The 23,639-nt window shown below is 65.2% G+C and carries 16 protein-coding genes and 1 pseudogene; 7 read left to right on the top strand and 10 right to left on the bottom strand.

What is annotated here, in order from left to right; translation table 11 throughout:
• The 9 genes and pseudogenes from AC1Q7F_RS25310 to AC1Q7F_RS25270 all read right to left on the bottom strand — a co-directional run.
• Nucleotides 1-119 (bottom strand): annotated as a pseudogene (locus tag AC1Q7F_RS25310) (electron transfer flavoprotein subunit beta/FixA family protein); the annotation flags it as partial.
• 118 nt (nt 120-237) lie between these two features.
• Nucleotides 238-1,719 carry a methyl-accepting chemotaxis protein gene (locus AC1Q7F_RS25305; protein ID WP_492511323.1) on the bottom strand — a complete coding sequence of 494 codons (1,482 nt, stop codon included), beginning with the start codon at nt 1,717-1,719 and terminating at the stop codon, nt 238-240.
• A gap of 505 nt (nt 1,720-2,224) precedes the next feature.
• On the bottom strand, nt 2,225-2,827 hold the full coding sequence (locus AC1Q7F_RS25300; protein WP_492511322.1) for a recombinase family protein: 603 nt from the start codon (nt 2,825-2,827) through the stop codon (nt 2,225-2,227).
• 26 nt (nt 2,828-2,853) lie between these two features.
• Complete coding sequence (locus tag AC1Q7F_RS25295; protein ID WP_492511321.1) at nt 2,854-4,446, bottom strand: MGH1-like glycoside hydrolase domain-containing protein; 1,593 nt, start codon at nt 4,444-4,446, stop codon at nt 2,854-2,856.
• Nucleotides 4,443-6,047, bottom strand: a complete 1,605-nt coding sequence (locus tag AC1Q7F_RS25290; RefSeq protein WP_492511320.1) for a glycoside hydrolase family 43 protein — start codon at nt 6,045-6,047, stop codon at nt 4,443-4,445. The genes AC1Q7F_RS25295 and AC1Q7F_RS25290 overlap by 4 nt, the downstream gene beginning before the upstream one ends.
• Nucleotides 6,048-6,053: 6 nt before the next feature.
• Complete coding sequence (rhaT, locus tag AC1Q7F_RS25285) at nt 6,054-7,121, bottom strand: L-rhamnose/proton symporter RhaT (protein WP_492511319.1); 1,068 nt, start codon at nt 7,119-7,121, stop codon at nt 6,054-6,056.
• Nucleotides 7,122-7,259: 138 nt separating this feature from the next.
• Nucleotides 7,260-8,009, bottom strand: a complete 750-nt coding sequence (locus AC1Q7F_RS25280; RefSeq protein WP_492511318.1) for an SDR family NAD(P)-dependent oxidoreductase — start codon at nt 8,007-8,009, stop codon at nt 7,260-7,262.
• Between the two features lie 121 nt (nt 8,010-8,130).
• Complete coding sequence (locus AC1Q7F_RS25275; protein ID WP_492511317.1) at nt 8,131-9,714, bottom strand: rhamnogalacturonidase; 1,584 nt, start codon at nt 9,712-9,714, stop codon at nt 8,131-8,133.
• A 77-nt stretch (nt 9,715-9,791) separates the two neighbouring features.
• A complete protein-coding gene (locus AC1Q7F_RS25270) occupies nt 9,792-12,857 on the bottom strand; it encodes a TonB-dependent receptor domain-containing protein (RefSeq protein WP_492511316.1) in 3,066 nt (1,021 codons plus the stop codon).
• A 549-nt stretch (nt 12,858-13,406) separates the two neighbouring features.
• Here AC1Q7F_RS25270 and AC1Q7F_RS25265 point away from each other — a divergent pair.
• From AC1Q7F_RS25265 to AC1Q7F_RS25250, 4 genes are all read left to right on the top strand, one after another.
• Nucleotides 13,407-13,664, top strand: coding sequence for a hypothetical protein (locus AC1Q7F_RS25265; protein WP_492511315.1), 258 nt, complete (start codon nt 13,407-13,409; stop codon nt 13,662-13,664).
• Nucleotides 13,661-15,265 (top strand): PepSY-associated TM helix domain-containing protein, encoded by a 1,605-nt coding sequence (locus tag AC1Q7F_RS25260; RefSeq protein WP_492511314.1) that lies wholly within the window; start codon nt 13,661-13,663, stop codon nt 15,263-15,265. Before AC1Q7F_RS25265 ends, AC1Q7F_RS25260 begins: the two co-directional genes overlap by 4 nt.
• A complete protein-coding gene (locus tag AC1Q7F_RS25255) occupies nt 15,262-15,537 on the top strand; it encodes a DUF3325 domain-containing protein (RefSeq protein WP_492511313.1) in 276 nt (91 codons plus the stop codon). Before AC1Q7F_RS25260 ends, AC1Q7F_RS25255 begins: the two co-directional genes overlap by 4 nt.
• A 306-nt stretch (nt 15,538-15,843) precedes the next feature.
• On the top strand, nt 15,844-18,879 hold the full coding sequence (locus AC1Q7F_RS25250) for a ligand-binding sensor domain-containing diguanylate cyclase (protein ID WP_492511312.1): 3,036 nt from the start codon (nt 15,844-15,846) through the stop codon (nt 18,877-18,879).
• A 14-nt stretch (nt 18,880-18,893) separates the two neighbouring features.
• On the opposite strand, the gene AC1Q7F_RS25245 is transcribed toward AC1Q7F_RS25250, so the two are convergent.
• Nucleotides 18,894-19,766, bottom strand: a complete 873-nt coding sequence (locus AC1Q7F_RS25245) for an NAD(P)H-binding protein (RefSeq protein ID WP_492511311.1) — start codon at nt 19,764-19,766, stop codon at nt 18,894-18,896.
• A gap of 105 nt (nt 19,767-19,871) precedes the next feature.
• On the opposite strand from AC1Q7F_RS25245, the gene AC1Q7F_RS25240 reads away from it, so the two are divergent.
• The 3 genes from AC1Q7F_RS25240 to AC1Q7F_RS25230 all read left to right on the top strand — a co-directional run bounded on the left by AC1Q7F_RS25240 (nt 19,872) and on the right by AC1Q7F_RS25230 (nt 23,580).
• Nucleotides 19,872-20,324, top strand: a complete 453-nt coding sequence (locus AC1Q7F_RS25240; protein WP_492511310.1) for a winged helix-turn-helix transcriptional regulator — start codon at nt 19,872-19,874, stop codon at nt 20,322-20,324.
• Nucleotides 20,325-20,404: 80 nt separating this feature from the next.
• Entirely contained in the window at nt 20,405-21,388 is a 984-nt protein-coding gene (locus AC1Q7F_RS25235; RefSeq protein ID WP_492511309.1) for an LLM class flavin-dependent oxidoreductase, read from the top strand.
• A 122-nt stretch (nt 21,389-21,510) separates the two neighbouring features.
• A complete protein-coding gene (locus AC1Q7F_RS25230; RefSeq protein ID WP_492511325.1) occupies nt 21,511-23,580 on the top strand; it encodes a S9 family peptidase in 2,070 nt (689 codons plus the stop codon).
• Nucleotides 23,581-23,639: the final 59 nt, after the last annotated feature.

Raw genomic sequence — 23,639 nt, 5'->3', positions numbered from 1 at the left:
TCGTCAAACGGGTTCATCGACATCTTCACATTCGCAAGCTCGACACCGCTCGCGTCGGGCTTCACGCGGATCTTGACGTTGTAGTCAACGACACGCTTCACGGCGACTAGGACTTTCATCTGGCAGCGCTCTCGGGCTTAGGACAAAGGACGCGGCACAGTGAGCAGGACGAATATGCTCGTCCATGCCCATAGCGATCATATTCGCTGAGCGATTTGGGTAATCGCCCGCTTTGCGTCAGGCGATCAAGCGCAGGGCGTCGCGGACATTGCCGATGCGTTGGTTGGCGGCGCGGGTGGAATTGGCAATCTCGCCCATGTTGTGATTGATCTGGGCGACCGCACCGGATGCGCCGCGCATGCTGGAATTCATCAGCCGGGCCACGGCGCTCTGTTCCTCCACGGCGGAGCAGGTGCCGATGACATAGGAACGCACGGCATCGATGGCACCCCGGATGGCATCCAGCTTCTCCGCCACGTCACCGGCCACCGACTGGAGCCCGACGATTTCGTGCGAGATGCGCTGGGTGGCGTCGGCGGCCTGACGGGCCAGAGACTTCACCTCACCCGCCACCACGGCGAAGCCGCGACCGGCCTCTCCGGCCCGCGCGCTCTCGATTGTGGCGTTCAGTGCCAGCATATTGATACGACCGGCAATCTCCCCGATCACCTTGACGATCTCGTCCATGGCCTGGGTGCCGGAAAGCAGGCGCTGCGTCGCCGCGTCCACCACCGTGGCCTCCTTGAAGGCCTGCTCGGTGGCGGTCTTGGAATAGCTCATCGAACGCGCGATCTCCTGGATCGAGGCATCGAGCTGTTCGGAACCGCTGGCGATGGCGGCGACGCTGACCGAGGTCTGTTCCGACGCCGCAGAGGCGTCTACCGCCTGATTGTTGGACTGTTCGACGGCGTTGACGATGTCGCCCAGATAATTCTGGACGGCCGCCAGCGTCTCCTCCTTGCGGTGGCGGGCCAGCACAGCCTCGGTCACGTCGGTGGCGAACTTCACCACCTTGACGGGACGGCCCCGGTGATCCAGCACGGGATTGTAGGTCGCCTGGATATAGACGGTGCGACCATTGGCAGCCTGACGACGATATTCCGCCTGGCTGAAACGGCCGGCACGCAGACCTTCCCAGAAGGTGGCGTAGGCGGGGCTGGCGGCTTCAGCGGCATCCATGAACATGCTGTGGTGCTTGCCCTGGATCTGATCCAGCCGGTAGCCCATAGTCTTCAGGAAATTGTCATTGGCATCCAGGATGGTGCCATCCATGGCGAAGGAGATCACGGCCTGGGAGCGGTTCAGCGCCGCCAGCTGGCCCTGCTGGTCCAGCGCATGCTGATATTGGGCCGTCACATCCGACGCCATCTTCACGACCTTGATGACATTGCCGCGCCGGTCCATCACGGGATTGTAGGAACCCTGGATCCAGACCTCCCGGCCGCCCTTGGCGATGCGGCGGATCATTTCCACCTTGCCCGGCTTGCCACCCCGCAGCATGCGCCAGAATTCGGCATAGGCAGCACTGGTGCGGGTCGCCTCATCCACGAACATCCCGTGATGCTTGCCGCGGATTTCGGACAGGCTGTAGCCCATCAATGTCAGGAAATTATCATTGGCACCGAGAACGATACCGTCAGCAGTGAATTCGATGATGGCCTGTGCTTTGCCGATGGCGGCAAGGATGGCATCAGCGTCATGATTACTACCGAACAACATGGTGCCCTCCAGAAGGATGTTCCCTATCCCAATGATGCACACACCATACGAAAATCAACAGAGGGGATCATTGTATCGGAAGGTTATGATTGAGAAATATTCAGTGATTATAATAATGCGCATTGTCTCATTAACATTAGTTAATGAACGAACCATGATTAGGCGTTCACCATATACATTGGGATATATTTAAAGGATAACATTCAGAAAACCAATGGCAACCGCTTGGCATTCGCTTCATGCTCGGCCGGACCAGAATATGGAAATTTTGCATTGATAACAGAGGCATAGCTTCGTATCCGTACCGGCGCCACACCCGTTTGGCGGGAAACCGCATCGGAACCGTCCTATGCGATCGGCATGAAGAGTGACCGATGGCCACTTTTCGACGCCCTCTCAAGGCGCCGGGCCGGCGCATCCGCGCCCTTGGTGACGCGGCACGTGCCACCCGGCGGCGACCATCTGCCGTGGGCAGGGATGGCGCGACAATGGGCGTGCGGCCGCCTCAGAGGCTGTCGCGATGTTCAGCCGGCGCGCCCGCCAGACCGAACACCCGGTATTCGGCCACGATGCGTGAGACAGTGGGCTGGCTGATACCATGCAGGCGGGCCATCTCGGCCCCCGAACTGGCGCCGGACAGGATGCTTTCGGCGATCTCCCGCCGCTGGGCGGCATCCAGCTTGCGCCGGCGGCCACCGATGCGGCCGGCGGCGCGGGCCGTGGCCAGACCGGCACCGGTGCGCTCCCGCAGCATCACCCGTTCGAACGCCGCGAAGGAACCGATCATGCGCATCAGCATGTGGCCGGCGGGACCAGTGGTCTCCACCCCCTCTTCCAGGCTGCGGAAGCCCGCACCGGCCTGGGCGATGCGTTCCAGCAGGTGCAATACCTCCTTCAGCGAGCGTGACAGCCGGCCTAGTTCGGCCACCATCAGTATGTCGCCCGGCCCCAGTTCCTCCAGCAGCCGATGCAGTTCCGGCCGGTCCCAGCGGCCGGAGGAGGCGCCCTCGCTCACGATGCGCTCGCATCCCGCCTCGCGCAGACGGCGCACCTGCTGCCTGCAGTCCTTCTCATCCCCATGGGCGGGGCGGGCATATCCGATCAACATGCTTTCCTCCCCTTGGGGTTTCTGCGCTACAGCGCGAAGCGCTGGTTGGGCATCAGGTTGACGTGACGAACCGGCCGGCCGGGCAGGCGCACCGTCACGCGCTGTGCATCCGGTGCAATGCCCAGCAAGGCCTGCGGCGTGCCATCCTTGGCGGTGATCAGCCGGGCGGCCCCGCCTTCCAGGCGGGTCAGCGACTTGCCGGACAGAGTCAGGTCCGCACCCTTGGTGTCATAGGTGACCGCTGCCGAGCCGCCACCATAGAGCGGCAGGGACAGGCGCGCACCCTTGGCGGCCTTGTGGCCGGGGCGGATGTTCCAGGACAGGGCGTCCCGTTCCTCCACCACGCCGATCAGGCGCCACGTGTAATCCACCATGACCAGGGCCGTGGGGGAATAGTTGGGATGATCCTCCCCATGGGTGAATTCACCCGTGTCGGGGTCCATCTGCTGACGGAAGGTCAGGTCCTTCTGGATGGCGTCGCACCAGCGGTCCATCATTTCGGTAAATTCGGCGGCGCGGCCGTAATGGTCCATCCATCGCGGCGCGCGCAGCGCCGTCAGCCCCTGGCTGGCCCCGCCCCAGCTGTTGGCCGGGATGGGCCGCACGAAGGCGGGATCATTCATGGCGATGGAGGACAGGGGATACTTGCCCCAGAATGCCTTGGGATTGTGCAGCTGCCGGGTCCACAGCGTGTCGAACAGGGCCTGATCAACCACATGCTCGCCGCACACCCGGCTGATCACGTCGGAACGAACGCGGATGAACGTGTTCTGGGCATCCAGATCGTAGAAGGCGGCGTCCTCGGCGACATAGAGCCTGGACAGGATCAGGCTGCGGATCTTGTCGGCTTCCTCCGTCCATCTGTCGGCCTCGCCGTTGCGGCCCAGGGCCTTGGCCATTTCCGCCAGGGCGCGGCGGGCGCCGTAGATGGTGGCCGACAGATCGGGGCAGAGGCGCGGCAACCCGGGCAGGTCGTGATGGCGTCGCGCGTCCTTGTTGGGGCACTGATTGGGCATGCCCTGCCAGCGCGGGCTATTGTCGTGGCCGGTGTCGTAGGTGCAGAAGCCTTCCACCAGCCCGGTACCACGGGTGTTGCGGTGGCGCATCAGCCAGCCGTCCCAAGCACCACCGGCGCGATATGCCGCCTCCAGCAGCTCCGCATCGCCGGTATCGCGGGCCAGTTCCCAGGCGGTGGCGGCGATGGGCACCACCATCTGGATCTGGCCGAAACCGGTTTCCGCCACCTTGTTATTGGCGGGCAACTGGCCGTCGGCGCGCTGCAATTCGAAGAAGGTCAGGTGACTGTTGCGGGCCACGTCGGGACGGAACTTGGCATAGACCAGGGCCTCATGCGGGCCGCATTCCTGCCAGATACCCTTATAGACCGAGCCTTCGATCAGCACCGGCTTGGTGACATAGGGCATCACCTGGACATTGCCGGCCAGCACCTCCAGCGCCTTGTCGTAGGCCGTCTGCCAGGACGTGTCGGACGTGGTGAAGCGCGGGGCGTCGGCGGCCATCCTCTCCTGCGCGCTGGACAGGCGCGGCAGCGAGGCAGCGGCCAGGGCAGCGGTGCCGACGGTCAGAATAGTGCGGCGGGAAAGCCGGTTGGAAATCATTGTGCCATCTCCGGCTTGTCAACATGCACCCAGTCGATATCGACATGCCCACCAATCTCCCCCTTGGAGAAGGTGAACAAAGCGGGTCGCGAGCCCTTCCACCAGGAGAAGCGGGCCAGCTGGATGGGCTCCCCCATCGGCTGGAAGCGCTTGCCCTCGTCCAGGCTGAAGCTGTAGCGGACCTTCTGGTCTGGCGTGACATGGGCCCGCAGCTGAATATTCTTGGCCTTCAGCGCCGGCCCCCTGGTCTCCACCCCTTCCGATGCCAGGGTGATGTGGTTCTGCCCGCCGTCGCGGACCAGGCCGATCCAGCTGGGCTTCACGCCGAACAGGGACAGGCCGGCGCGCTGGCCTTCCTTCAGGCGGGAGACATCCAGCCGGGTGGTGACCTGACGTTCCGGACCCTGGAGGATCTGGGTCAGGGTGTTGCGCGACGTGGCCAGATGCTCGGATTTGCCTGCGGTAAGGCGCAGGAAGCCGGGGCGCGCCGACAGGCTCCACGCCTTGTCGTCGGGATTATGGTTCCAGGACCACTGTAGGCCCAGCTTCTTCCCCTTGAACTCGTCGCTGTCCTGCAGGCGGTCGTTGGTGGGGGCGCTGCCAGTGTCGGGCATGGCGTGGGTGGCAACCGGCTGGCCGCCATAGGTGCCGGCGATGCGCTGGCCCATCACCGGCCAGTCATCGATCCATTCCACCGGTTGCAGATGCACGATGCGGCCGAAGGCGCCGGTGCTGTTGAAATGCGCGAACCAGTCCTGGCCGGACGGGGTTTCGATCCAGCCGCCCTGGTGCGGGCCTTCCAGGGCGGTCGTGCCCTGGCTCAGCGACACCTGCCATTCATAGGGGCCTTCGATGTTGCGCGAACGGAGTGCGACCTGCGCCCCCTTCTCCACCCCGCCGAACGGCGCCAGGATGTAGTAGTAGCCGTTGCGCTTGTAGAGCTTGGGGCCCTCCAGGATGGGCAGGTTCTGCTTGTCCTGGATGATCACCTTGCCCTCATCCAGCACGCTTTTGCCATCCGGGCTCATGCGGTGCAGAATGATGGGGCCGGCGCCGACGACGGAATGCACCAGCCAGGCGGTGCCGTCTTCGTCCCAGAAGGGGCACGGGTCTTCCAGCCTGGGCTTGGCGATCACCTGGACGGGGGCGGTCCAGGGGCCTTCGGCCTTTTTCGCCGTGGACATGAACACGCCTTCATCCGGCGTGGCCCAATAGACATAGAACAGGCCGTTATGGTGGCGGATGGCGGGCGCCCAGACGCCGCTGGCATAGCGGGTGCCGTCCACCGGCTTGGACTTGGTGTCGTCCAGCTTGAACGGGCCCGGCATGTCGTACTCAGGCGCGAAGGGCAGCTTGGGCAGGACATGGCCGATGATGGACCAATGCACCAGATCACGCGATTTCAGCACCGGGATGCCGGGCGAGAAATGGAAGCTGGAGGCCACCATGTAATAGGCATCGTCCACCCGGATCAGGTCCGGGTCGGAATAGTCGGCGAACAGGATCGGGTTGGTGTAGGTCGCCGGGCTGTCCGCCGCCAGCGCTGGCAGCGCGCCGAACAGGGTGGTGGACAGCAAAGCCGCCAGGATCATCTTGCGCATTGGACCTTATCCCGCCATCTGGTTGCCATAGCCGATGATGATGGTGGCCAGGACCAGCAGGCCCACGCCCGACCACACCATCAGCCGCACGCCCGGCCGCGCATCTTTCCATTCCTTGAAGGCAAAGCCCCACAGGGTGCCGAAGATGATGATCGACGCCATGTGCAGGGTCCAGGAGGAGAATCCATAGGTCCCCATCTGGCTTTCGCCCATGGTGTAGAAGAAGAACTGGAAATACCAGGCGGCGCCGGCGATGGCGCAGAGGATGAAGTTGGCGGCCAGCGGCGAACGCTCTCCACCCGCTTCCTTGGTACGGCCGACCCATTCACCCGCGCTTCGGTTGCGGTTGATCAGGATGCCGCACCAGACGGCATTGGTGATCAGGCCGCCGAACATCACCAGGCACAGGATGGGCAGGCCGGTCCACAGCGGACCAGTGCCGGCCGCCGCCGACAGCGCCTTCACCGGCTCACCCGCTGCCAGGCCGAACGCGAAGCAGGAGGACATAATGCCGGAGAAGGTAGCCACGGCCACGCCCTTGACGAAGTCGAACTCCGCCACGGCGGCCTTCTTCTGCTCATCCGACAGGGCAGCGTCCTTGCGGGCACCGGCCATGGCGACGACGACGATGCCGGCGAAGGTGACGGCCAGACCCAGCAGGATGACATTACCGCCGGCCGTGTCGATCAGCTTGGCTTTGAAATCACCCTGGAACAAGGGCGGGATCAGGGTGCCGAAGACGGTGCACAGGCCCAAAACTACCGCCATGCCCAGGGACAGGCCCAGATAGCGCATGGTCAGACCATAGGTGAGGCCGCCGAAGCCCCAGAGCATGCCGAAAATGACGGGCCAGACCAGGGTCGGGGTCGGGGTCTGCGCCAGCACGCCCAACAGATCGTTGGTCTGCACCGACGCGAAGAACCAGGGCGCGATCAGCCAGGAGACGATACCCCCCGTCAGCCAGTAGATCTCCCACGACCAGCGCCGCACGGCGCGATAGGGGACGTAGAAGCTGGCCGAGGCGAGACCGCCCAGCCAGTGGAAGAGAACGCCCAGCAACGGATTGGCCACCATACTTCAAGATCCTCCCTGCTCACCTTGTCGGGCTGAATGCCTCTGCGGTGGGGTACCAGGATACGCCCAAGGGCGTCCTGCCCGGTGACTTATAGGGTAAATTTCTCACATTATGAATTACGATCTTATATTACGGACCTAAAACGTCGTCCGCCCGCCCGACGTGTCGAAGGTGGAGGCGGTGGTGAAGCTGCATTCCTCAGAGGCCATGAAACAGACCATGGCCGTGCTTTCCTCCACCATGCCCAGGCGTCCCATGGGAATGCGGGAGCGCATGTAATCGACCTGGGCGGGTGGCAGCTGATCCAGGATCGGACTGTCGAAGGTGGCGGGCGTCAGGCTGTTGGCGATGATGCCATGCGTGGCCAGTTCCTTGCCCAGCGACTTGGTCAGGCCGATCACCCCGGCCTTGGACGCGGAATAGGCCGACGCGTTGGGGTTGCCTTCCTTGCCGGCGACCGAGGCGACATTGACGATGCGACCATAGCCGTTTTCCAGCATGTGCGGCACCACCGCACGGCAGCAATGGAAGACGCCGTTCAGGTTGATCGCCATCACCCGGTACCAGCTTTCCAGCGGGAATTCATGTACGGGTGCCGTGGCGCCGGTAATGCCGGCGGAGCAGACCAGGATGTCGACATGGCCCAAGACGGCGATGGTGGCCCGGGTCGCCGCGGCAACCTGTTCGGAGTTCGAAACATCCAGCGCCTGGACATGGGCGGCACCGACCGACGTCTTCGCTGCGTCCAGCGCCGCAGCGTTCAGGTCCCACAGGGCGACCTGGCCACCTTCGTCGCGGATGCGGCGGGCGACATCCAGCCCCAGGCCGGACGCCCCGCCAGTGATGATCGCATTGCGCCCCGAAAAGCGCCCGGCAAATACGCTCATAGCGTGGAACCTCGTGAAACGGGCTGAAGCGTTCATTTATTCGCTCATTTCGTCATCCCGGCTTTCGCCGGGATGACGAAGAATGGTGGGCGTTAACGAAGGTGCCCATCCTTCCCAAAAATCAGAACGTGCCGCTGATGGCGCCATCCGTGATGCGGTCGGGCAGCCAGCGGGCACCCGTGCTGCGGAAATCCACAACCTTTTCCAGCGCGAAGGCCGGAACACCGCGCGGGGTGCGCAGGCGGAAGAAATCGGCGTCCTTCACATCCTCCAGCCGGATGGCGGGACGGGGGTCGGGTGCCTCCACCGCGATCTCGACATTGGTCATCTCCACCCGCCGCGCATGGCGGATGAAAAAGCCCGTGGCCGGCAGGTCGCCGAACATGGTGGCCTCCGGATAGGCCATCTCGGCCTCTGGCGGGGTGATCGCCGCCATCGCGGCGGGGGCGCCACCGACATGGTGGAAATAGCAATCGGTGATGCGCAGATCCTCGATCGGCTTTTCCGTCAGGCCCGCCACGACCGATGGCAGGATGGTGGCGCCAGATGAGACGACATTCTGGATCAGGATGCGCTTCAGGCTGCCCACGGGCACACCCGCCGGCCCCCGCATGCGCTTGCCCAGACGCAGGAAGATGGGGGCATCGACGATGCCGCGCATGGTAATGTTGGAAACCGTCACATCCTCCAGCACGCCGCCATCCACCGTTTCGAACGCCAAGCCGCGGCTATCCTCGAAAATGCAGTTGGTGATGGTGATGTTGCGGAAGCCGCCATTGGTCTCCGTGCCGAACTTGATGCGCCCATGGATCAGGGGGGCGAAATCGGCCGGCATCTTCTTCCAGGTGCCATCCAGGACGGAACCCACCTGGTAATTGCCGGTGACCAGACAGTCGGAGATGGTCAGGTTCTCGGTCACCCGCGCCTCGCCCAGGCCGAAGCTGGATTTCGGGCAGATGGCATCGTCATAGGGCGAATTGACGGTGCAGTTGGTGACGCGGACATTCTTGCAGCAATCGATGTCGAACCCGTCGCGGTTGGTATCGACCAGCAGATTGTCGATGGTCAAGTTGTCGACGCCGGTGGCCAGCAGCGCGAACCAGCCGCCCTCCAGCACCTTGAAATCACGCAGCAGGACGTTGCGGCACCATTTCAGGGCGATGGCCTTGTTGCCGGTGCCGGGACCGGACGGGTCCTTCAGCCAGTTGTCCTTGCCGTCGCCGCGCCCCAGCCCCTTGCCCCAGATCAGGCCGGGTCCGATGATGGCGACGTCGTGCAGGCCCTCGCCCCAGATCAGGCTGTTGCGCCAGTGGCTATGGCCGAAATCCTGATACTTGTTCCATTCCGGGATGGGTTCGGGATGGTCGTAACCCTGGCTCTCCGTGGGCACGGCGGCCAGGATGGTGGCCCCCTGCTCCAGATAAAGCGTGATCTTGCTTTTCAGCCGGATCGTGTAGCAGGCATAGGTGCCGGGCGGGAAATAGACCGTGCCGCCGCCGCGTTCGGCCACGTAATCGATGGCCTTGTTGATGGCCGCGCTGTCGATGGCGCTGCCATCGCCCTTGGCGCCGAACTGACGGATATCGGCCTGGAAGACTTGGAACGGGCCCGTGGGCTTTTCCGGGGTCTTGGCGCCTGCGGCCATGGCCATGCCGGCCCCGGCCACCGCACCGGCACCCAGAACGAGCGAACGGCGGTCGAACATCATCACCTCCCGGTATCTTAATTTTCGCAGATGGAGAAGGGGCGGCAGCCGCCGCCCCTTCAACCAATTCCGCAATCTTAGAACTTCACCGTGGCGCCCAGGAAGAATTCAGGCCCCAGGACGTCATAGGTGGCCGAGAAAGTGTTGGCGTTCGGCCCCTGGGTGGTGATGGGCGGCTTGTTGTTCAGGGCATTGTTCACGCCGCCGAAGACCTGCAGGCTGTCATTGACGTCATAGTTGAAGGAGACGTCGAAATAGTTCTGCGCCTTCAGCGTCGGGTAGGCGATGCTGTCCAGCGCTGGCGTGGCGGCCGAGCCCTGGCGCTTGGGCACCAGATAGCGGTCGGTCGTCACCTTGCCGATATAGCGATGGCGGACCGACAGTTGAAGCGCATCGACATTCCACGACACGCGGGTGCTGCCACGCCAGATCGGCAGCGGCTGGCCGCAGGTCGGGCCGAACGAGCCCTCGCAATGGTTCTGGATGTTGGGGAACGCCGCCACCGGGGTGGAGGTGAAATCATCCAGGAAGGTGTAGCTGGTGGAAATGTCGAAGGACGACACGTCCGACAGGCCAGGGAAGCCAAAATCGGCGGCGAAGGAGTAACGCGCCGCGAAATCGATGCCCGAGGTCTGCAATTTGCCCGTATTGGCATTCAGGATCTTGGCCACATAGGGGTCGTTGATCTCACCCGTCGTCGGGCTGCGGTTGATGGCGCGGCAGAACTCGCTATTGGCGTCCTGGATGACGTTGTAGCAGAGGTTCAAGGTGTTCTGCAGGCCGCCGCCCAGCGCGGAGATGGCGCCGTCCAGCTTGATCTTGAAGTAGTCAACGCTGATGTTCAGGCCGGGTACGAAGTCCGGCGTCAGGATGGTGCCGAACGTGTAGGTGTCGGACACTTCCTCCCGCAGGTTCGGGTTGCCGCCGAAATCGGCACCGAAAATGGTGTTGGGCTGGACACCGGCACCGAAGACATTGGCCGCCGGCACGCCGGTGGCCACGCAGACCGCGCGCACCGCCGCCGTCTGCTGGGCAGCGGGTGCACGCGACGAGCAGGGGTCGGTGGCGACGCTGACGACGCGGTTGATGCCGCCGAACAGCTCGTTCACGTTGGGCGCACGGATGGCGCGCTGATACTGGCCGCGAAACGCGATGTCCTTGTTCGCGCGGTAATCCAGACCGGTCGAATAGGTCCAGACCGAACCGATGCCCGACAGGGAATAGTCGGAATAGCGGAAGGCGCCATTGGCCTCCAGCGCATCGACCATGGGCAGGTCGCCCAGCAGCGGCACGTTCAGCTCGCCGAACACTTCCTTGACGCTGGTGCTGCCCCTGGTGGGCAGGCCGGGGTTGAAGCCGGCCACGTCGCCGGATGCCAGGAAGCTGTCCGGAGTGAAGGTGGCGCTGGTGTCACGCCACTCCACGCCCGTGGAGAAGCCGACATCGCCGGCCGGCAGCGGGAACAGCTTGCCGGTCACGCTGGCCTGGGCCGTCTGCTGCGTCGCCACCGTGGAGTTGGTGGCGTTGATGGCGATGGCCGAGCGGCAGGCCTCGGAAATGTTGGCGCCGAAGATGTTGCAGACCGGGGCCGCCGAACCGTTGGACAGCAATGCCGCCTGCAGGCGGCTACGCGAGATGGCGTTCTGCAACAGCAGCGTATTCTCGGTCCGGGCGTAGGTGTAGTAGGTGTTGAAATTCAGGTCGGTGAAATAATCCTCCGACGCGCTGCCCAGAGCCCAGTCGAAGCCCCAGGCGCCGCGATAGGTGTTGCGGCGTTCGGTGGCACGGCGGGGACCCACCTCCACATAGCGGCGGCCGGCGGTGATCAGCGCCAGGCCGTCACCGCGCGTCGTGGTGCGGGTGGCCGTGCCGCTGGTCACGGTCGAGGTGCCCGTCTCCGCCAGGTCCAGCTGGCGGAAGACCTCCTGCATGGCGGGCGACAGATAGGGGTTGTTCACATTGAACAGGGTCGGCGCGCCAACATTCGTCGGAGCCAAGCGGGCATCGACGACGTTGTTGGAGTAATGCAGCTCCATGAAGCCACGGATCTTGTCCGTGAAATCATAATGGCCGAAGCTGTTCAGCATCACGCGGCGTTGCGGCTGGATCAGGTAATTGTCCGGACCCAGGTTGAAATCGTCCTGCGGCGTGACCGCGGGCCGGGCCGTGGTGCCGGCATCGTTGAAGGTGAAACCTCTAGAGCCGAGCGTGCCCAGGCCGGCCGCCGTATAGGCCGCGTTCAAGGCGGCGTTGGAACCACCGAAGGATGGCAGGCCGGAGAAGCGACCATTGGGAATGTCGCCCGAACCACCGCGGATGAAGCCCAGTTCGCCACCACCGGCGACGCAGCCCAAGCCGGCGGCCGGGGAGAACGGTGTACCCGCACTGCTGGCGCTGCCCGAGCCCTTCACGACGCAACCGTCGGACAGGCTGTCATAGGCGAAGCTGCCGCGGTCGCCGCGGGTGATGGCGCCGCGGTCCAGGAAGTTGCCGGCCACCACGATATTGCCGCGGCCATTGGCGAAATTGCCGCCCGCCGTGATGTCGACATTATAGGTGGGCGTCGTCGTCGGCTGGTCCAGATTGATCTGGGCGCGGGCTTCGACACCTTCGAAATCATCGCGCATGATGAAGTTCACGACGCCGGTGATGGCATCGGAACCATAAACGGCCGACGAACCGCCCGTGACGATTTCCGTGCGCGCGACCAGGGTCGACGGAATGGTGTTCAGGTCGGTGACCTGCTCCGGACCATAGATAGCGAAGCGCCGGCCATTGACCAGCACCAGATTGCGGGTGGCGCCGAAGCCGCGCAGGTTCACGTCGGCAAAGCCGCCGGGAACCGTGTTGGAGGTGGCGGAACCCAGCTGGGAAGCGACCGCCTGCGGCAGCTGCGCCAGCATCTTCTCAATATTGACGTTACCGGAGAGCTTCAACTCCTCCTGACCGACCACGCTGACCGGCGTGGGGGCAGAGAAGGCGCGCGGGATGCGCGAACCGGTGACCACCACCTCTTCCAGCACCTCACCGGCCGGGTCGGCGGTTTGTGCCACCGCTGGCAAAACCGAACACACAAAACCGGCTGCGACCATGGCAGTACCGGCCAGCAGCCGTCCGCGACGGCTGATCTCACACTTACTCACAGGGACCTCCCTCTTGTCTTATCTTAAGATTTGCCGACATACCGGGGAGCCTGGAACCATCCCATACACCCTACCCGGCATGTATCCCATATTTTGAAAGGAATTATTATCTAATGAGAGTAGTCCGTCAATCTGATTTTGTTACCGCTCCCATAATATAATTTATATTACAAATTCAAGAGCCCAGTCATGGTTAAGAAATGATTGGAAACCCGACCCTTTTATAAGGATGATCGGCGCGCCTGCTTTTCACAATCCCCTTTCCAATCTGTCGCCACATCCCGCCCGATGACCGGTAGGCTGGTCAGCACTTTGCTGGCCGCCATTCAAGCCATTGTCCCAAAAAGGAATTGGGACTTGGCGCATGATGGCCCCACCGATCCGTTTCCTGCTTGGGTCTTGACAGGGTTCGGCTTTGTGCATATGCGAATAATTCTTAGTTTGATAATCAAGCGAAGGCCCCGTCCCTTGCCCGTCCCCTCCCCCTCCCCCAGCAGGAAAGCCAGCCCACGGCCAGCGCTGGCCAAACGGCCGGTCTGGGACCTGCCGGTGCGAATCCTGACGGCATCGTTGGGCGGTTATCTCCTGACGGCGGCGACCACCGCACTGCTGGCCCGGCTGCTGCCCGGTTCGCCGCTGGAGACCGCCATGGCGGCCACAACCCTGTCCTTCGCCCTGTTCACGGGGGCCGTGGTCTGGACCTTCGGGGCCGGCCGGGCGCTGGTTGTGGCGGGCTGGATCTGGGGGCTGGCACTGCTGGTCAGCGGGCTGGCCTGGCTCTCCATTCAAGGGGGGTGGCCGGCATGAAGGGGTTCCGCCAGACGCAATCGGCCCTGCATACCTGGACCGGCCTGCTGGTCGGCTGGGTGCTGTTCCTGATCTTCATCGCCGGCACCGTCAGTTTCTGGCGCGAGGAAATCAGTCGCTGGATGCGGCCGGAACTGTCCGTGACATCCGAAATGCGCACACCTGAGGATGAGCGGCGGATGGTGGAGGGTGCCCTGGCCGCATTGGTCGCCCGCGCGCCCGATGCCACCAGCTGGTCGATCAGCCTGCCGGGTTCGCGTGGCGTGGGCGTCCAGGGTGTGTGGACCGAACGCTTGCCCCCCGGTGAACCACGCCGTCCCTTCCGCTGGCCCGACGCCACCAACAGCCTGTGGGTGGATGGCGATGGCCAGCCCGTGGCCGTGCGGGAAACGCGCGGTGGCGATTTCTGGTACCGCCTGCATTTCGACCTGCATTACATGCCGGTGATCTGGGCCCGCTGGTTCGTGGGCTTCTGTTCGATGTTCATGCTGATCGCCATCGTCACCGGCATCATCACGCACAAGAAGATCTTCCGGGAATTTTTCACCTTCCGGCCCGGCAAGGGGCAGCGCAGCTGGCTGGACGGGCACAATGCCACCGCCGTGCTGGCCCTGCCGTTCCATCTGATGATCACCTATACCGGGCTGGTCACGCTGATGGCGCTGTATATGCCCTGGGGGATGCTCGCCAATTTCGACGACCGCAATGCCGCCTTCGCCGCCACCCAGCCCAATGTGCCACCGGCCAAGTACGCCGCCACGCCGGCGCCGATGGCGCCGATGGGCGCGATGCTGGACCAGGCGCGTCAGGTGTGGGGCGGCGTCGGCCCCGGCAGCATCCGCATCAGCAATCCCGGCGATGCCTCGGCCCGCGTGACCATGGGCCGCGACCTCAACCATTCCATCCTGGATGATGGGGACCCGCTGGTGTTCGACGGGGTGACGGGCGCGCTGCTGGGCCAGGCACCGGCCGGCGGTGCCGGCACGGCGACGCGTGATGCCATGGTCGGCATCCATGCCGGCCGCTTCTCCCCCATCACCGTGCGCTGGCTGTATTTCCTGTCCGGACTGGCGGGCACGGCGATGGTCGGCACCGGTCTGGTGATGTGGACCGCCAAGCGGCGGGAGAAGCTGCCCGATCCCATGAAGCCGCATTTCGGCTTCCGGCTGGTTGAACGGCTGAATGTCGGCACGGTGGCGGGATTGCCGCTGGGAATGGTCACCATGCTGTGCGCCAACCGGCTGCTGCCCGTGGACATCGAGGGGCGCTGGCATGGGGAGGTGAACGCCATGTTCATCGCCTGGGGCCTCGCCCTGGCCTATGCCTTTCTCCGCCCCCCAAAACGCGGCTGGGTGGAACAGTTCGGCCTGACCGGGGCAGCGCTTGTGGCCCTGCCGATCTTTGACCAGCTATCCGGCCAGGGAATGTGGCAGCACCTGACCCATGGTGACGCCACCCGCTTCTGGACCGACGTCACCCTCATCGCCCTGGGCCTGTCGCAGGCCGCCATCGCGGTGAAGGTCCATCGTCACAAGCTACGCGTGGCTCCCGCCAAGGGCCGCACACACAGGGAGGCGGCATTGGCCGTGGCCGGGGAATGAGCCTGATATCCTGGTTGCTGGCCCTGGCCGGCTTCGCCTGTCTGGCGCTGGCCATGGAAGACCATCACCATTGGCTGGTGGGCCGCCGCCCCTCCAGACGGGGGGCCTTCACCCTGCGCCTGCTGGGCTGGCCGCTGCTGGCGCTGTCCTGGGGGGCCGCCACCGCGTCCTGGGGGCCGTCACTGGGCAGCATCGCCTGGTGCGGATTGTTGAGCGTCTCCGCAGGCCCCTTGGTGCTGGCCCGCACCTATTTTAACCCAAGGCGGTGCTGAGCCGGCCCTGATCGCCCCGCAATGGCGCCTGACCGGCGGCCAGGCCCGCGCAGGCAGGGAACACCGGACAGCATCGGCGCAAACACCACCAATTTCTTCGACAGGAAGTATTACCGCAATGTCGGCCATTCCAATGCCGGCTTCTGGGGACAACCGCGCCGTGTATTGGTTAATTTGTGCGCATCCCTGTGAAATTGGAGGGGGAGGATTGTGCCCATCCTCCCCCTGCCCTTGGCAAACACACACTGCTTTCTTGGGTCGCATCTGCTAAGGTGATGCAGTCCTTGGCAAAAGGGTGGCGGTATCTTGAAACTGGGCTGGCCGTGTTGGAAGCTTCCGGCGGGTGCGTTCTGGGCCGTCATCGGGCTTTCGCTTTTCCTGGAGGTCGCCCCCACCCTTGCCGCAGAGCGCTGGGACGGGCTGGCCACCACGGTTTTCCAGAATTACGGGCGCGACCAGGGGTTGCCGCATCCTGTGCCCACCGCCCTGGCCCAGGACCGCGACGGGTTCCTGTGGGTCGGGCTGCAGGGCGGGCTGGCGCGGTGGGACGGTTACCGGTTCCGGGCTTGGCGGGCCGATCCCGCTGTACCGGGCAGCCTGCATGACGATTGGATCAATGTCCTGTATGTTGCGGCCGATGGCAGCCTGTGGGTGGGCGGCGGGGCCGGGGGCCTTGCCCGCTATGACAAGGTGCGCGACCGGTTCGAGCCGGTGCAACTGCATGCCAGGAATGAACGAACCCATATCGCGGCCCTCACCGACGATGGTTCCGGCGGGCTGTTGATCGGGACCGGTGACGGGCTTTACCGCCTGCCGCCCGGCGGTGCCGCGCCCGTGCGCATGACCGATACCGGCCTTCCGCCGGGGACCGTGCGGTCGCTGCTGCGTGACCGGACGGGCACACTCTGGGTGGGCACCAACGAGGGTTTGGCCAAGCGGGCGGCGGGACAGGCGGGCTTTACGCCCGTGGCGGTGGCCGATGCCATCGGCGTCACCGCCCTGGCCCAGGACGGGGATGGCCGGCTGTGGATCGGCACCCGGCGCCGGGGGCTGTTCATCCTGGAAACGCCGAACGGCACCCCGCGGGCCATCGACCCGCGCACGGCCCTGTCCACAGCCAGCGTATCCGCCATCGTCCAGGCCAGCTCGCAGGAATTCTGGGCGGCCCTGCGCGGCGGCGGCATCTGGGCCGTGGATATGCGCAGCCTGAAGGGACGGGCCATCCGGCATGACCGTACCCTGCCCGGCAGCCTGGCGCATGACGATGTCTGGGCCCTGCTGCGCGACGATGCTGGCTCCGTCTGGGCGGGGACCAGTGGCGGCCTCTCCTATCACCCCCATGATCCGGGGCTGGTTTCCACCATCTTCGGCGCGTCGCAGCAGGCGGACGGGCTGCGCGGCGCAGACGTGATGTCCATCCTGGCGCTGCGTGACGGGCGGATCTGGCTGGGCTATCTCAATGTCGGGGCTGACCTGATTGACCCGCAGACCGGACGGGTTGCGATCCTGGCCGCCGATCCGGCCAACCCGGACACGGCCTTGCCACCCACCGCCCTGTTCGGCCTGGCCGAGGGCGATGACGGCACCGTCTATTTCGGTACGCGGCGCGGGCTGTATGCGCGCGATCCCAAGGGAAACCTGCGACTGGTGACCGTTGCCGGGCGCGATCCCCGCGCCGGCATTGGCAGCCTGACCTTTGATCAGGGCATTCTGTGGATCGGGGGAGAGGAGAACGGCCTGTGGGGCTGGCGCCCCGGCCCGGTGCCGCAGACGGTGCTGGCCGGCGGGGATGTCAATCTGGCCGATCCCGGTGTGAACAGCATCACCCGCGGACAGGAACAGGATCTGTGGGTCGGCACGCGTGACGGGCTGCACCGGGTCGACCTGAAGACCCGCGCTGTCGAACATATCGCCGCCGACCCGGCCGATCCCCATGCCCTGCCCGGCCGCTTCATCGTCAGCCAGGTGTTCGACCGGCAGGGGCGGCTGTGGGTCGCCACGTTCGGCGGCGGCGTGGCGGTGATGACCGGCCGCGACAGGTATGGCCGGCCTCAGTTCCAGCGGATCGGGCTGGAACAGGGCCTGCCGCATGTCAATGTCGGCAGCTTGCAGATGGACGGGTCGGGCAGCATCTGGGCCGGCACCGATGACGGTCTGGCCATGATCGATCCCGAAGCGCTGACCGCCCGGCCACTGCGTCGCGCGGACGGGGTTCCCCTGCTGGATTATGTGGCGGGAGGCGGCGCCACCAGCCGGTCGGGAGAGGTGCTGTTCGGGGCGCTGGGCGGCCTGACCGTGGCGCGTCCGGGCACGCTGTCGCCCTGGCGTTTCCGCCCGCCCCTGGTCATCACCGACCTGCGCGTGGGCGGGGAACCGCTGCCGGTGGGCGCCTATAATGGGGCCTACGCGCCGGCGCCGCTGGTCCTGAAGCCCGACGCCAACAGCCTGGCCGTCGAGTTCGCGGCCCTGGATTACACCGCTCCCGGCCGCAACCGCTATGCCTACAAGCTGGAAGGGTTTGATCGCGACTGGGTGGAAGCCGATGCCGGCCGGCGGCTCGCCGTCTATACCAATCTGTCGCCGGGCCGTTACCGGCTGCACCTGCGGGGCAGCAACCGCGAGGGTCGGCCGGCGGCACGCGATCTGGTGCTGCCGGTGGAGGTGTTGCCCGCCTGGTACCAGCAGCACTGGGTCCAGGGCGTGGGAATGGCATTGGCCCTGGCGCTGGTCTTCGCCCTGGTGCGTTGGCGCACGGCGCTGCTGCGGCGCCAGCAATCGGTGCTGAAACAGCAGATCGCCCACCATACCGCAGACCTGCGGGCTGCCAATGAAAGGCTGGAACGGCTGGCCATGACCGACCCGCTGACCGATTGCGCCAACCGCCGGCATTTCATGCAGCGCGCGGCGGAGTTGGTGGCGCAGGCGCACCGCCATGGCACGCCGCTGACCCTGGCGGTGCTGGATCTGGACGAGTTCAAGCGCATCAACGACACCCATGGGCACCCTGTCGGCGACGCGGTGCTCGTCATGACCGGCAACCTGCTGGCCAGGCATATGCGGGCGACCGACATGGTGGGCCGGGTGGGGGGCGAGGAATTCGCCCTGCTGATGCCGCATACCGGCGCCGACGGCGCCCTGCTGCTGGCCACCCGCCTGCTAGAGGCGGTGGCGGCGGCCCGGGTGCCGGTGGGCCAGGACGGGATCGGGGTGACGGCCAGCATCGGCGTGGCCGAAATGCACCCTGACGATGATCTGGACGGTCTCTATGCCCGCGCCGATGCCGCGCTTTATACCGCCAAGCAGGCGGGGCGCAACCGCGTCAGCCTGGCGCCGACGCAGTAGCGCCCCCGTCTGTTTCAGCCCTTCAGCGCCGCCGCGATGGTCGCGGCGAATGGCAGCGTCGGTCGGCCCAGCAGGGTGGACAGCGTCCGCCCATCATCGAACAGCGCACCCTGGGCCGCCGCCGCGTCGGAATCGGCCAGCAGGTCGGCCACGGGCGCCGGCAGACCAGCCCCCAGCAGGGCACCGCGATAATCAGCTTCCGGCAGGTCGACATAGGGGATCTGGCGGCCCGTCTGATGCGACAGTTCAGCGGCGAAATCCGCCAGGGTGTAGGAAGTGTCGCCGGCCAGTTCCAGCACCGCACGGGCGGGGGCCGCAGCGTCCAGCAGGGCGATGGCGGCGGCTTCGGCATAATCGGCGCGCGCCGCACTGCTGATGCGGCCGTCACGCGCACTGCCGATTAAGGCGCCGTGCTGCAGAGCCGGCGGGATGGAGGCGGCGTAATTCTCCGTATACCAGCCATTGCGCAGGATGGTGTGGGGGATGCCGCTGTCGGCGATCAGTGCTTCGGTCTGGCGATGCTCTTCCGCCAGGCCCAGCCGGGAGGTGTCAGCCCGCAGGACGCTGGTATAAGCCAGACGCTTGATACCGGCCTGCTTTGCCGCCTCAATCGCGTTGCGATGCTGGGCGACGCGCGCGCCCAGCGCGTTCGATGAGATCAGCAGCAGCCGTTCGACACCCTCCAGGGCGGCAATCAGCGTTTCCGGCTGATCATAATCGCCCTGGCGCACGGTGACACCGGTCGGGAACAGGCCAGCGGCACGGACGGGATCGCGGACGATGGCGGTGACGCTCTGCGCCCCGACGCGGCGGGCCAGTTCGGCCACGATGATGCGGCCAAGTTCGCCGCCGGCGGCGGTGACGGCGAAGCGGGGATGAATGGACATGGACAAGCTCCGGTCTCTATGAAAAACTAGGTATAGAATAGAGACCGTTTGACCAGCCTGTAAGACGGCACTTTCCCGTCACCAGGTAACACCGGAGTTACCGCCATGGATGCCTGCGCCGCAATGGGGGCCAAGGTCGAGGAATGGAAGAAGCTGGGCTTCGATCCCGACCGCTGCGCCGTGCGCAACCTGCTGGACCGTATCGGCGACCGCTGGTCGATCCTGCTGCTGTCCATGCTGGCGGCGGGGCCGCTGCGCTTCAACGCGCTGGCCCGCGCCGTGCCCGACATTTCCAAGCGCATGCTGTCCCAGACCCTGCGCACGCTGGAGACGGACGGGCTGATCGACCGGAGGGTGGAGGCGACCGTGCCGCCGCGCGTCACCTATTCGCTGACCCCGCTGGGGGTCAGCTTCATGGGGCCGCTGATCGGCCTGATCACCTGGGCGGAGGCCAATCATGTGGCCGTGCTGGACGCGCGGCGGCGCATGGCGGCAAGCCTGGCCGAACAGGAGGCGGCGGGGAACGACCATGGCTGGATGGGCAAAGCGGCATCGTGAGTGAGTGTCCTCACTGCCCGGACCGGCGCGGCAGCCCCATATAGGGGGTAATGACGACATCCCCTTCGCGGAGAAGACAATTGGTTGAACGTTCGATCCTGGAACTGGGCCGTGTGCGGCTGGGCGGGACCCGCCGCGACGCCCTGGACGAGGCCAGGACCCTGGCCCAGCATGCGGAGAACTGGGGCTACAAGCGGTTATGGGTGGCCGAGCACCATAACATGCCGACGGTGACCACGGCAGCGACGTCGCTGGTCATCGCCCATATCGCGGCCGGCACCAGCCGTATCCGGGTGGGGGCCGGCGGCATCATGCTGCCCAACCATTCGCCTTATGTGATCGCCGAACAATTCGGCACGCTGGAGACGCTGTTCCCCGGCCGCATCGATCTGGGGCTGGGCCGGGCACCGGGTACGGACCAGTTGACCCTGCGGGCGCTTCGCCGCGATCCGGGAAATGCCGAGAATTTCCCGCAGGATGTGCTGGAATTGCAGGCCTTCCTGGCCCCGCCGCAGCCCGGCCAGCGGATCGAGGCGGTGCCGGGTTCCGGCACCAACATCCCGCTGTGGATCCTGGGGTCCAGCCTGTTCGGGGCGCAGCTGGCGGCGGAGCTGGGCCTGCCCTATGGCTTCGCCTCGCACTTCGCGCCGGGGTCGCTGGACCAGGCGCTTGCCATCTACCGCGCGCGCTTCAAGCCATCGGACCAGCAGGCCAGGCCCTATGCCCTGGTCGGTGTCAATATCATCGCGGCGGAGAGCGATGCGGAGGCGCGGTTCCTGGCCACATCACAGCAGATGTCGTTTGCCAATCTGGTGCGCGGCGCCCGCCAGCTGACCCAGCCACCGATCGCCGATATCGACAGCTATTGGTCACCGCAGGAAAAGGCGCATGCAGGGCAGATGCTGGGCTGTTCGATCATCGGTAATGCCGACACGGTGCGCCGCGGCATCGACGCGCTGCTGGAGCGCACCCAGGCCGATGAGTTGATGATCGTGTCCGACATGTTCGACGCCGCCAAGCGGCTGCGGTCGTTCGAGATCATCGCCGATGTGATGGGGACATAGTCCGGCGCGCAGAGACGCGGGCGGAGGCGTTTCCGGTTAACCAAAAACTGCTCTATAGTCGCGAACCTGAAAGGCGCCGGCCACCGGCTCGCCACAGAAGAAGGATCATCCCTCCCGTGACGATGAAGAAGCTGTCCTCCCTGCTTGGCACCACCATCCTGGCCGTCGGCCTGACCGGCATCCTGTCCGGCTGCGGCAAGGAGGAGAAGGCGGCGACCCCCGTGGCCGCACCGGCCGCGGCGCCGGCACCGGAACTGATCGCCCGCAAGGATTTGTTCGGCAATCCCAGCCGCAGTGCCGCCAGCATCAGCCCCGATGGCGCATCGATCGCCTTCCTGGCGCCGCGCGACGGGGTGATGAATATCTGGGTGGCGCCCATCGGCCAGATCGATGCCGCCAAGCCGCTGACCGCCGATACCGAGCGGCCCATCCGCCGTTTCTTCTGGGCGCCGGACGGCACCAGAGTGCTGTATCTGCAAGACAAGGGCGGCAACGAGGATTTCCTGCTCTATGGCGTGGACGTCGCCACGGCGGAAACCAAGCTGCTGACCCCGTTCGAGAAGACGACGGTGCAGATCGTCGGCGTCTCCGACAAGGTGCCGGATGCCATCCTGGTCGGCTTGAACAATCGGGACGAACGCTGGCACGACGTGCACAGGCTGGACCTGAAGACCGGCAAGCTGACCCTGGTCTATAAGAATGACGGCTATGGCGGGTTCGACGCCGACAAGAACCTGACCCTGCGTCTGGCATCCAAGCCGATGCCTGATGGCAGCATGCAGGTGGAGCGCATGGACAAGGGTGGCAAGAACACGCCCATCCTGACCATCGCCGCCGATGACGTGCTGTCGTCGGGCATTTCGGGCATTCCGGTGGAAGGGGGCGTCGCCTATCTGTTGTCCACCGCCGGGCGGGACAAGGCTGCCTTGTACACGCTGGACCTGACGGACGGGGCCACCAAGCTGCTGGCTGAAAGCGACAAGGCCGATATCGGCGGCATCATGGCCAATCCGGAAACCGGAGAGGTCGAAGCCTTCAATGTCGATTACCTGAAGGATGAATGGACGCCCGTGGGTGATGCGGTCGCGGCCGACATCGCCTTTCTGAACGAACAGGCCAAGGGCCAGTGGGGCGTGACCAGCCGCAGCCGCGACGATAATCTGTGGACATTGGTCATCGACCGGGTGACGGAACCGGCGGCCTTCTGGCTTTATGACCGCAAGGCCAAGAGCCTCACCCGTCTGTTCACCGTGCGCCCGAACCTGGAGGGCAAGAAGCTGGCGCCCATGCAGGCGCTGGAGATTCCGTCGCGCGACGGCAAGGTGCTGGTCAGCTACCTGACTCTGCCGCCCGGTGCCGATGCCAATGGCGATGGCAAGCCGGACCAGCCCCTGCCCCTGGTGCTGAATGTCCATGGCGGGCCCTGGGCGCGCGACAGCTTCGGCTATCACAGCGAGCACCAGTGGCTGGCCAACCGCGGCTATGCGGTGCTGTCGGTGAATTTCCGCGGCTCCACCGGCTTCGGCAAGGGCTTCACCAATGCCGGCGACCTGCAATGGGGCCGGACCATGCATGACGATCTGATCGACGCTGTCGACTGGGCTGTCAGCAATGGCGTCACGCCCAAGGACAAGGTGGCGATCTATGGCGGGTCCTATGGCGGCTATGCCACGCTGTGGGGCATGACCAATACGCCGGACCGCTTCGCCTGTGGCGTCGATATCGTCGGCCCGTCCAACCTGAACACGCTGCTGGCCAGCGTGCCGGCCTATTGGGCGGCCTTCTTCGAACAGCTGGCCCGCCGCGTCGGCGATCCGCGCACGGAAGAGGGCAAGGCGCTGCTGACCGAACGCTCGCCCCTGACCTATGCGGACAAGATCGTCAAGCCGCTGCTGATCGCCCAGGGGGCCAATGATCCGCGCGTCAAGCAGGCGGAATCCGACCAGATCGTCGCGGCGATGAAGGCCAGGAATATCCCCGTCACCTATGCGCTGTACCCGGATGAGGGCCATGGCTTCGCCCGGCCGACCAACCGCACCAGCTTCTATGCCGTGGCGGAGGGTTTCCTGTCCCATTGCCTGGGCGGGCGGCAGGAACCGGTGGGGACCGATTTCGACGGGTCCAGCTTGGCTGTGCTGGAAGGGGCGGACTATGTCCCCGGCCTGAAGGATGCGCTGGCCGCGAAGAAATAAACACGCGGGTGGGGTCGATCCGTCGGGGCGGCCCCACCCGTCATATCGCTGATTGCCAT

It is taken from the genome of Niveispirillum sp. GW835-FHT14G11 (assembly GCF_058793615.1).
This window is presented reverse-complemented; position numbering and strand designations above follow the sequence as displayed.

Bases quoted from the DNA above. Each gene is read 5' to 3' on its own strand.
- AC1Q7F_RS25305 (WP_492511323.1), bottom strand. From the start codon at position 1,719: ATGTTGTTCGGTAGTAATCATGACGCTGATGCCATCCTTGCCGCCATC.
- AC1Q7F_RS25300 (WP_492511322.1), bottom strand. From the start codon at position 2,827: ATGTTGATCGGATATGCCCGCCCCGCCCATGGGGATGAGAAGGACTGC.
- AC1Q7F_RS25295 (WP_492511321.1), bottom strand. From the start codon at position 4,446: ATGATTTCCAACCGGCTTTCCCGCCGCACTATTCTGACCGTCGGCACC.
- AC1Q7F_RS25290 (WP_492511320.1), bottom strand. From the start codon at position 6,047: ATGCGCAAGATGATCCTGGCGGCTTTGCTGTCCACCACCCTGTTCGGC.
- rhaT (WP_492511319.1), bottom strand. From the start codon at position 7,121: ATGGTGGCCAATCCGTTGCTGGGCGTTCTCTTCCACTGGCTGGGCGGT.
- AC1Q7F_RS25280 (WP_492511318.1), bottom strand. From the start codon at position 8,009: ATGAGCGTATTTGCCGGGCGCTTTTCGGGGCGCAATGCGATCATCACT.
- AC1Q7F_RS25275 (WP_492511317.1), bottom strand. From the start codon at position 9,714: ATGTTCGACCGCCGTTCGCTCGTTCTGGGTGCCGGTGCGGTGGCCGGG.
- AC1Q7F_RS25260 (WP_492511314.1), top strand. From the start codon at position 13,661: ATGAAGGGGTTCCGCCAGACGCAATCGGCCCTGCATACCTGGACCGGC.
- AC1Q7F_RS25255 (WP_492511313.1), top strand. From the start codon at position 15,262: ATGAGCCTGATATCCTGGTTGCTGGCCCTGGCCGGCTTCGCCTGTCTG.
- AC1Q7F_RS25245 (WP_492511311.1), bottom strand. From the start codon at position 19,766: ATGTCCATTCATCCCCGCTTCGCCGTCACCGCCGCCGGCGGCGAACTT.
- AC1Q7F_RS25240 (WP_492511310.1), top strand. From the start codon at position 19,872: ATGGATGCCTGCGCCGCAATGGGGGCCAAGGTCGAGGAATGGAAGAAG.
- AC1Q7F_RS25230 (WP_492511325.1), top strand. From the start codon at position 21,511: ATGAAGAAGCTGTCCTCCCTGCTTGGCACCACCATCCTGGCCGTCGGC.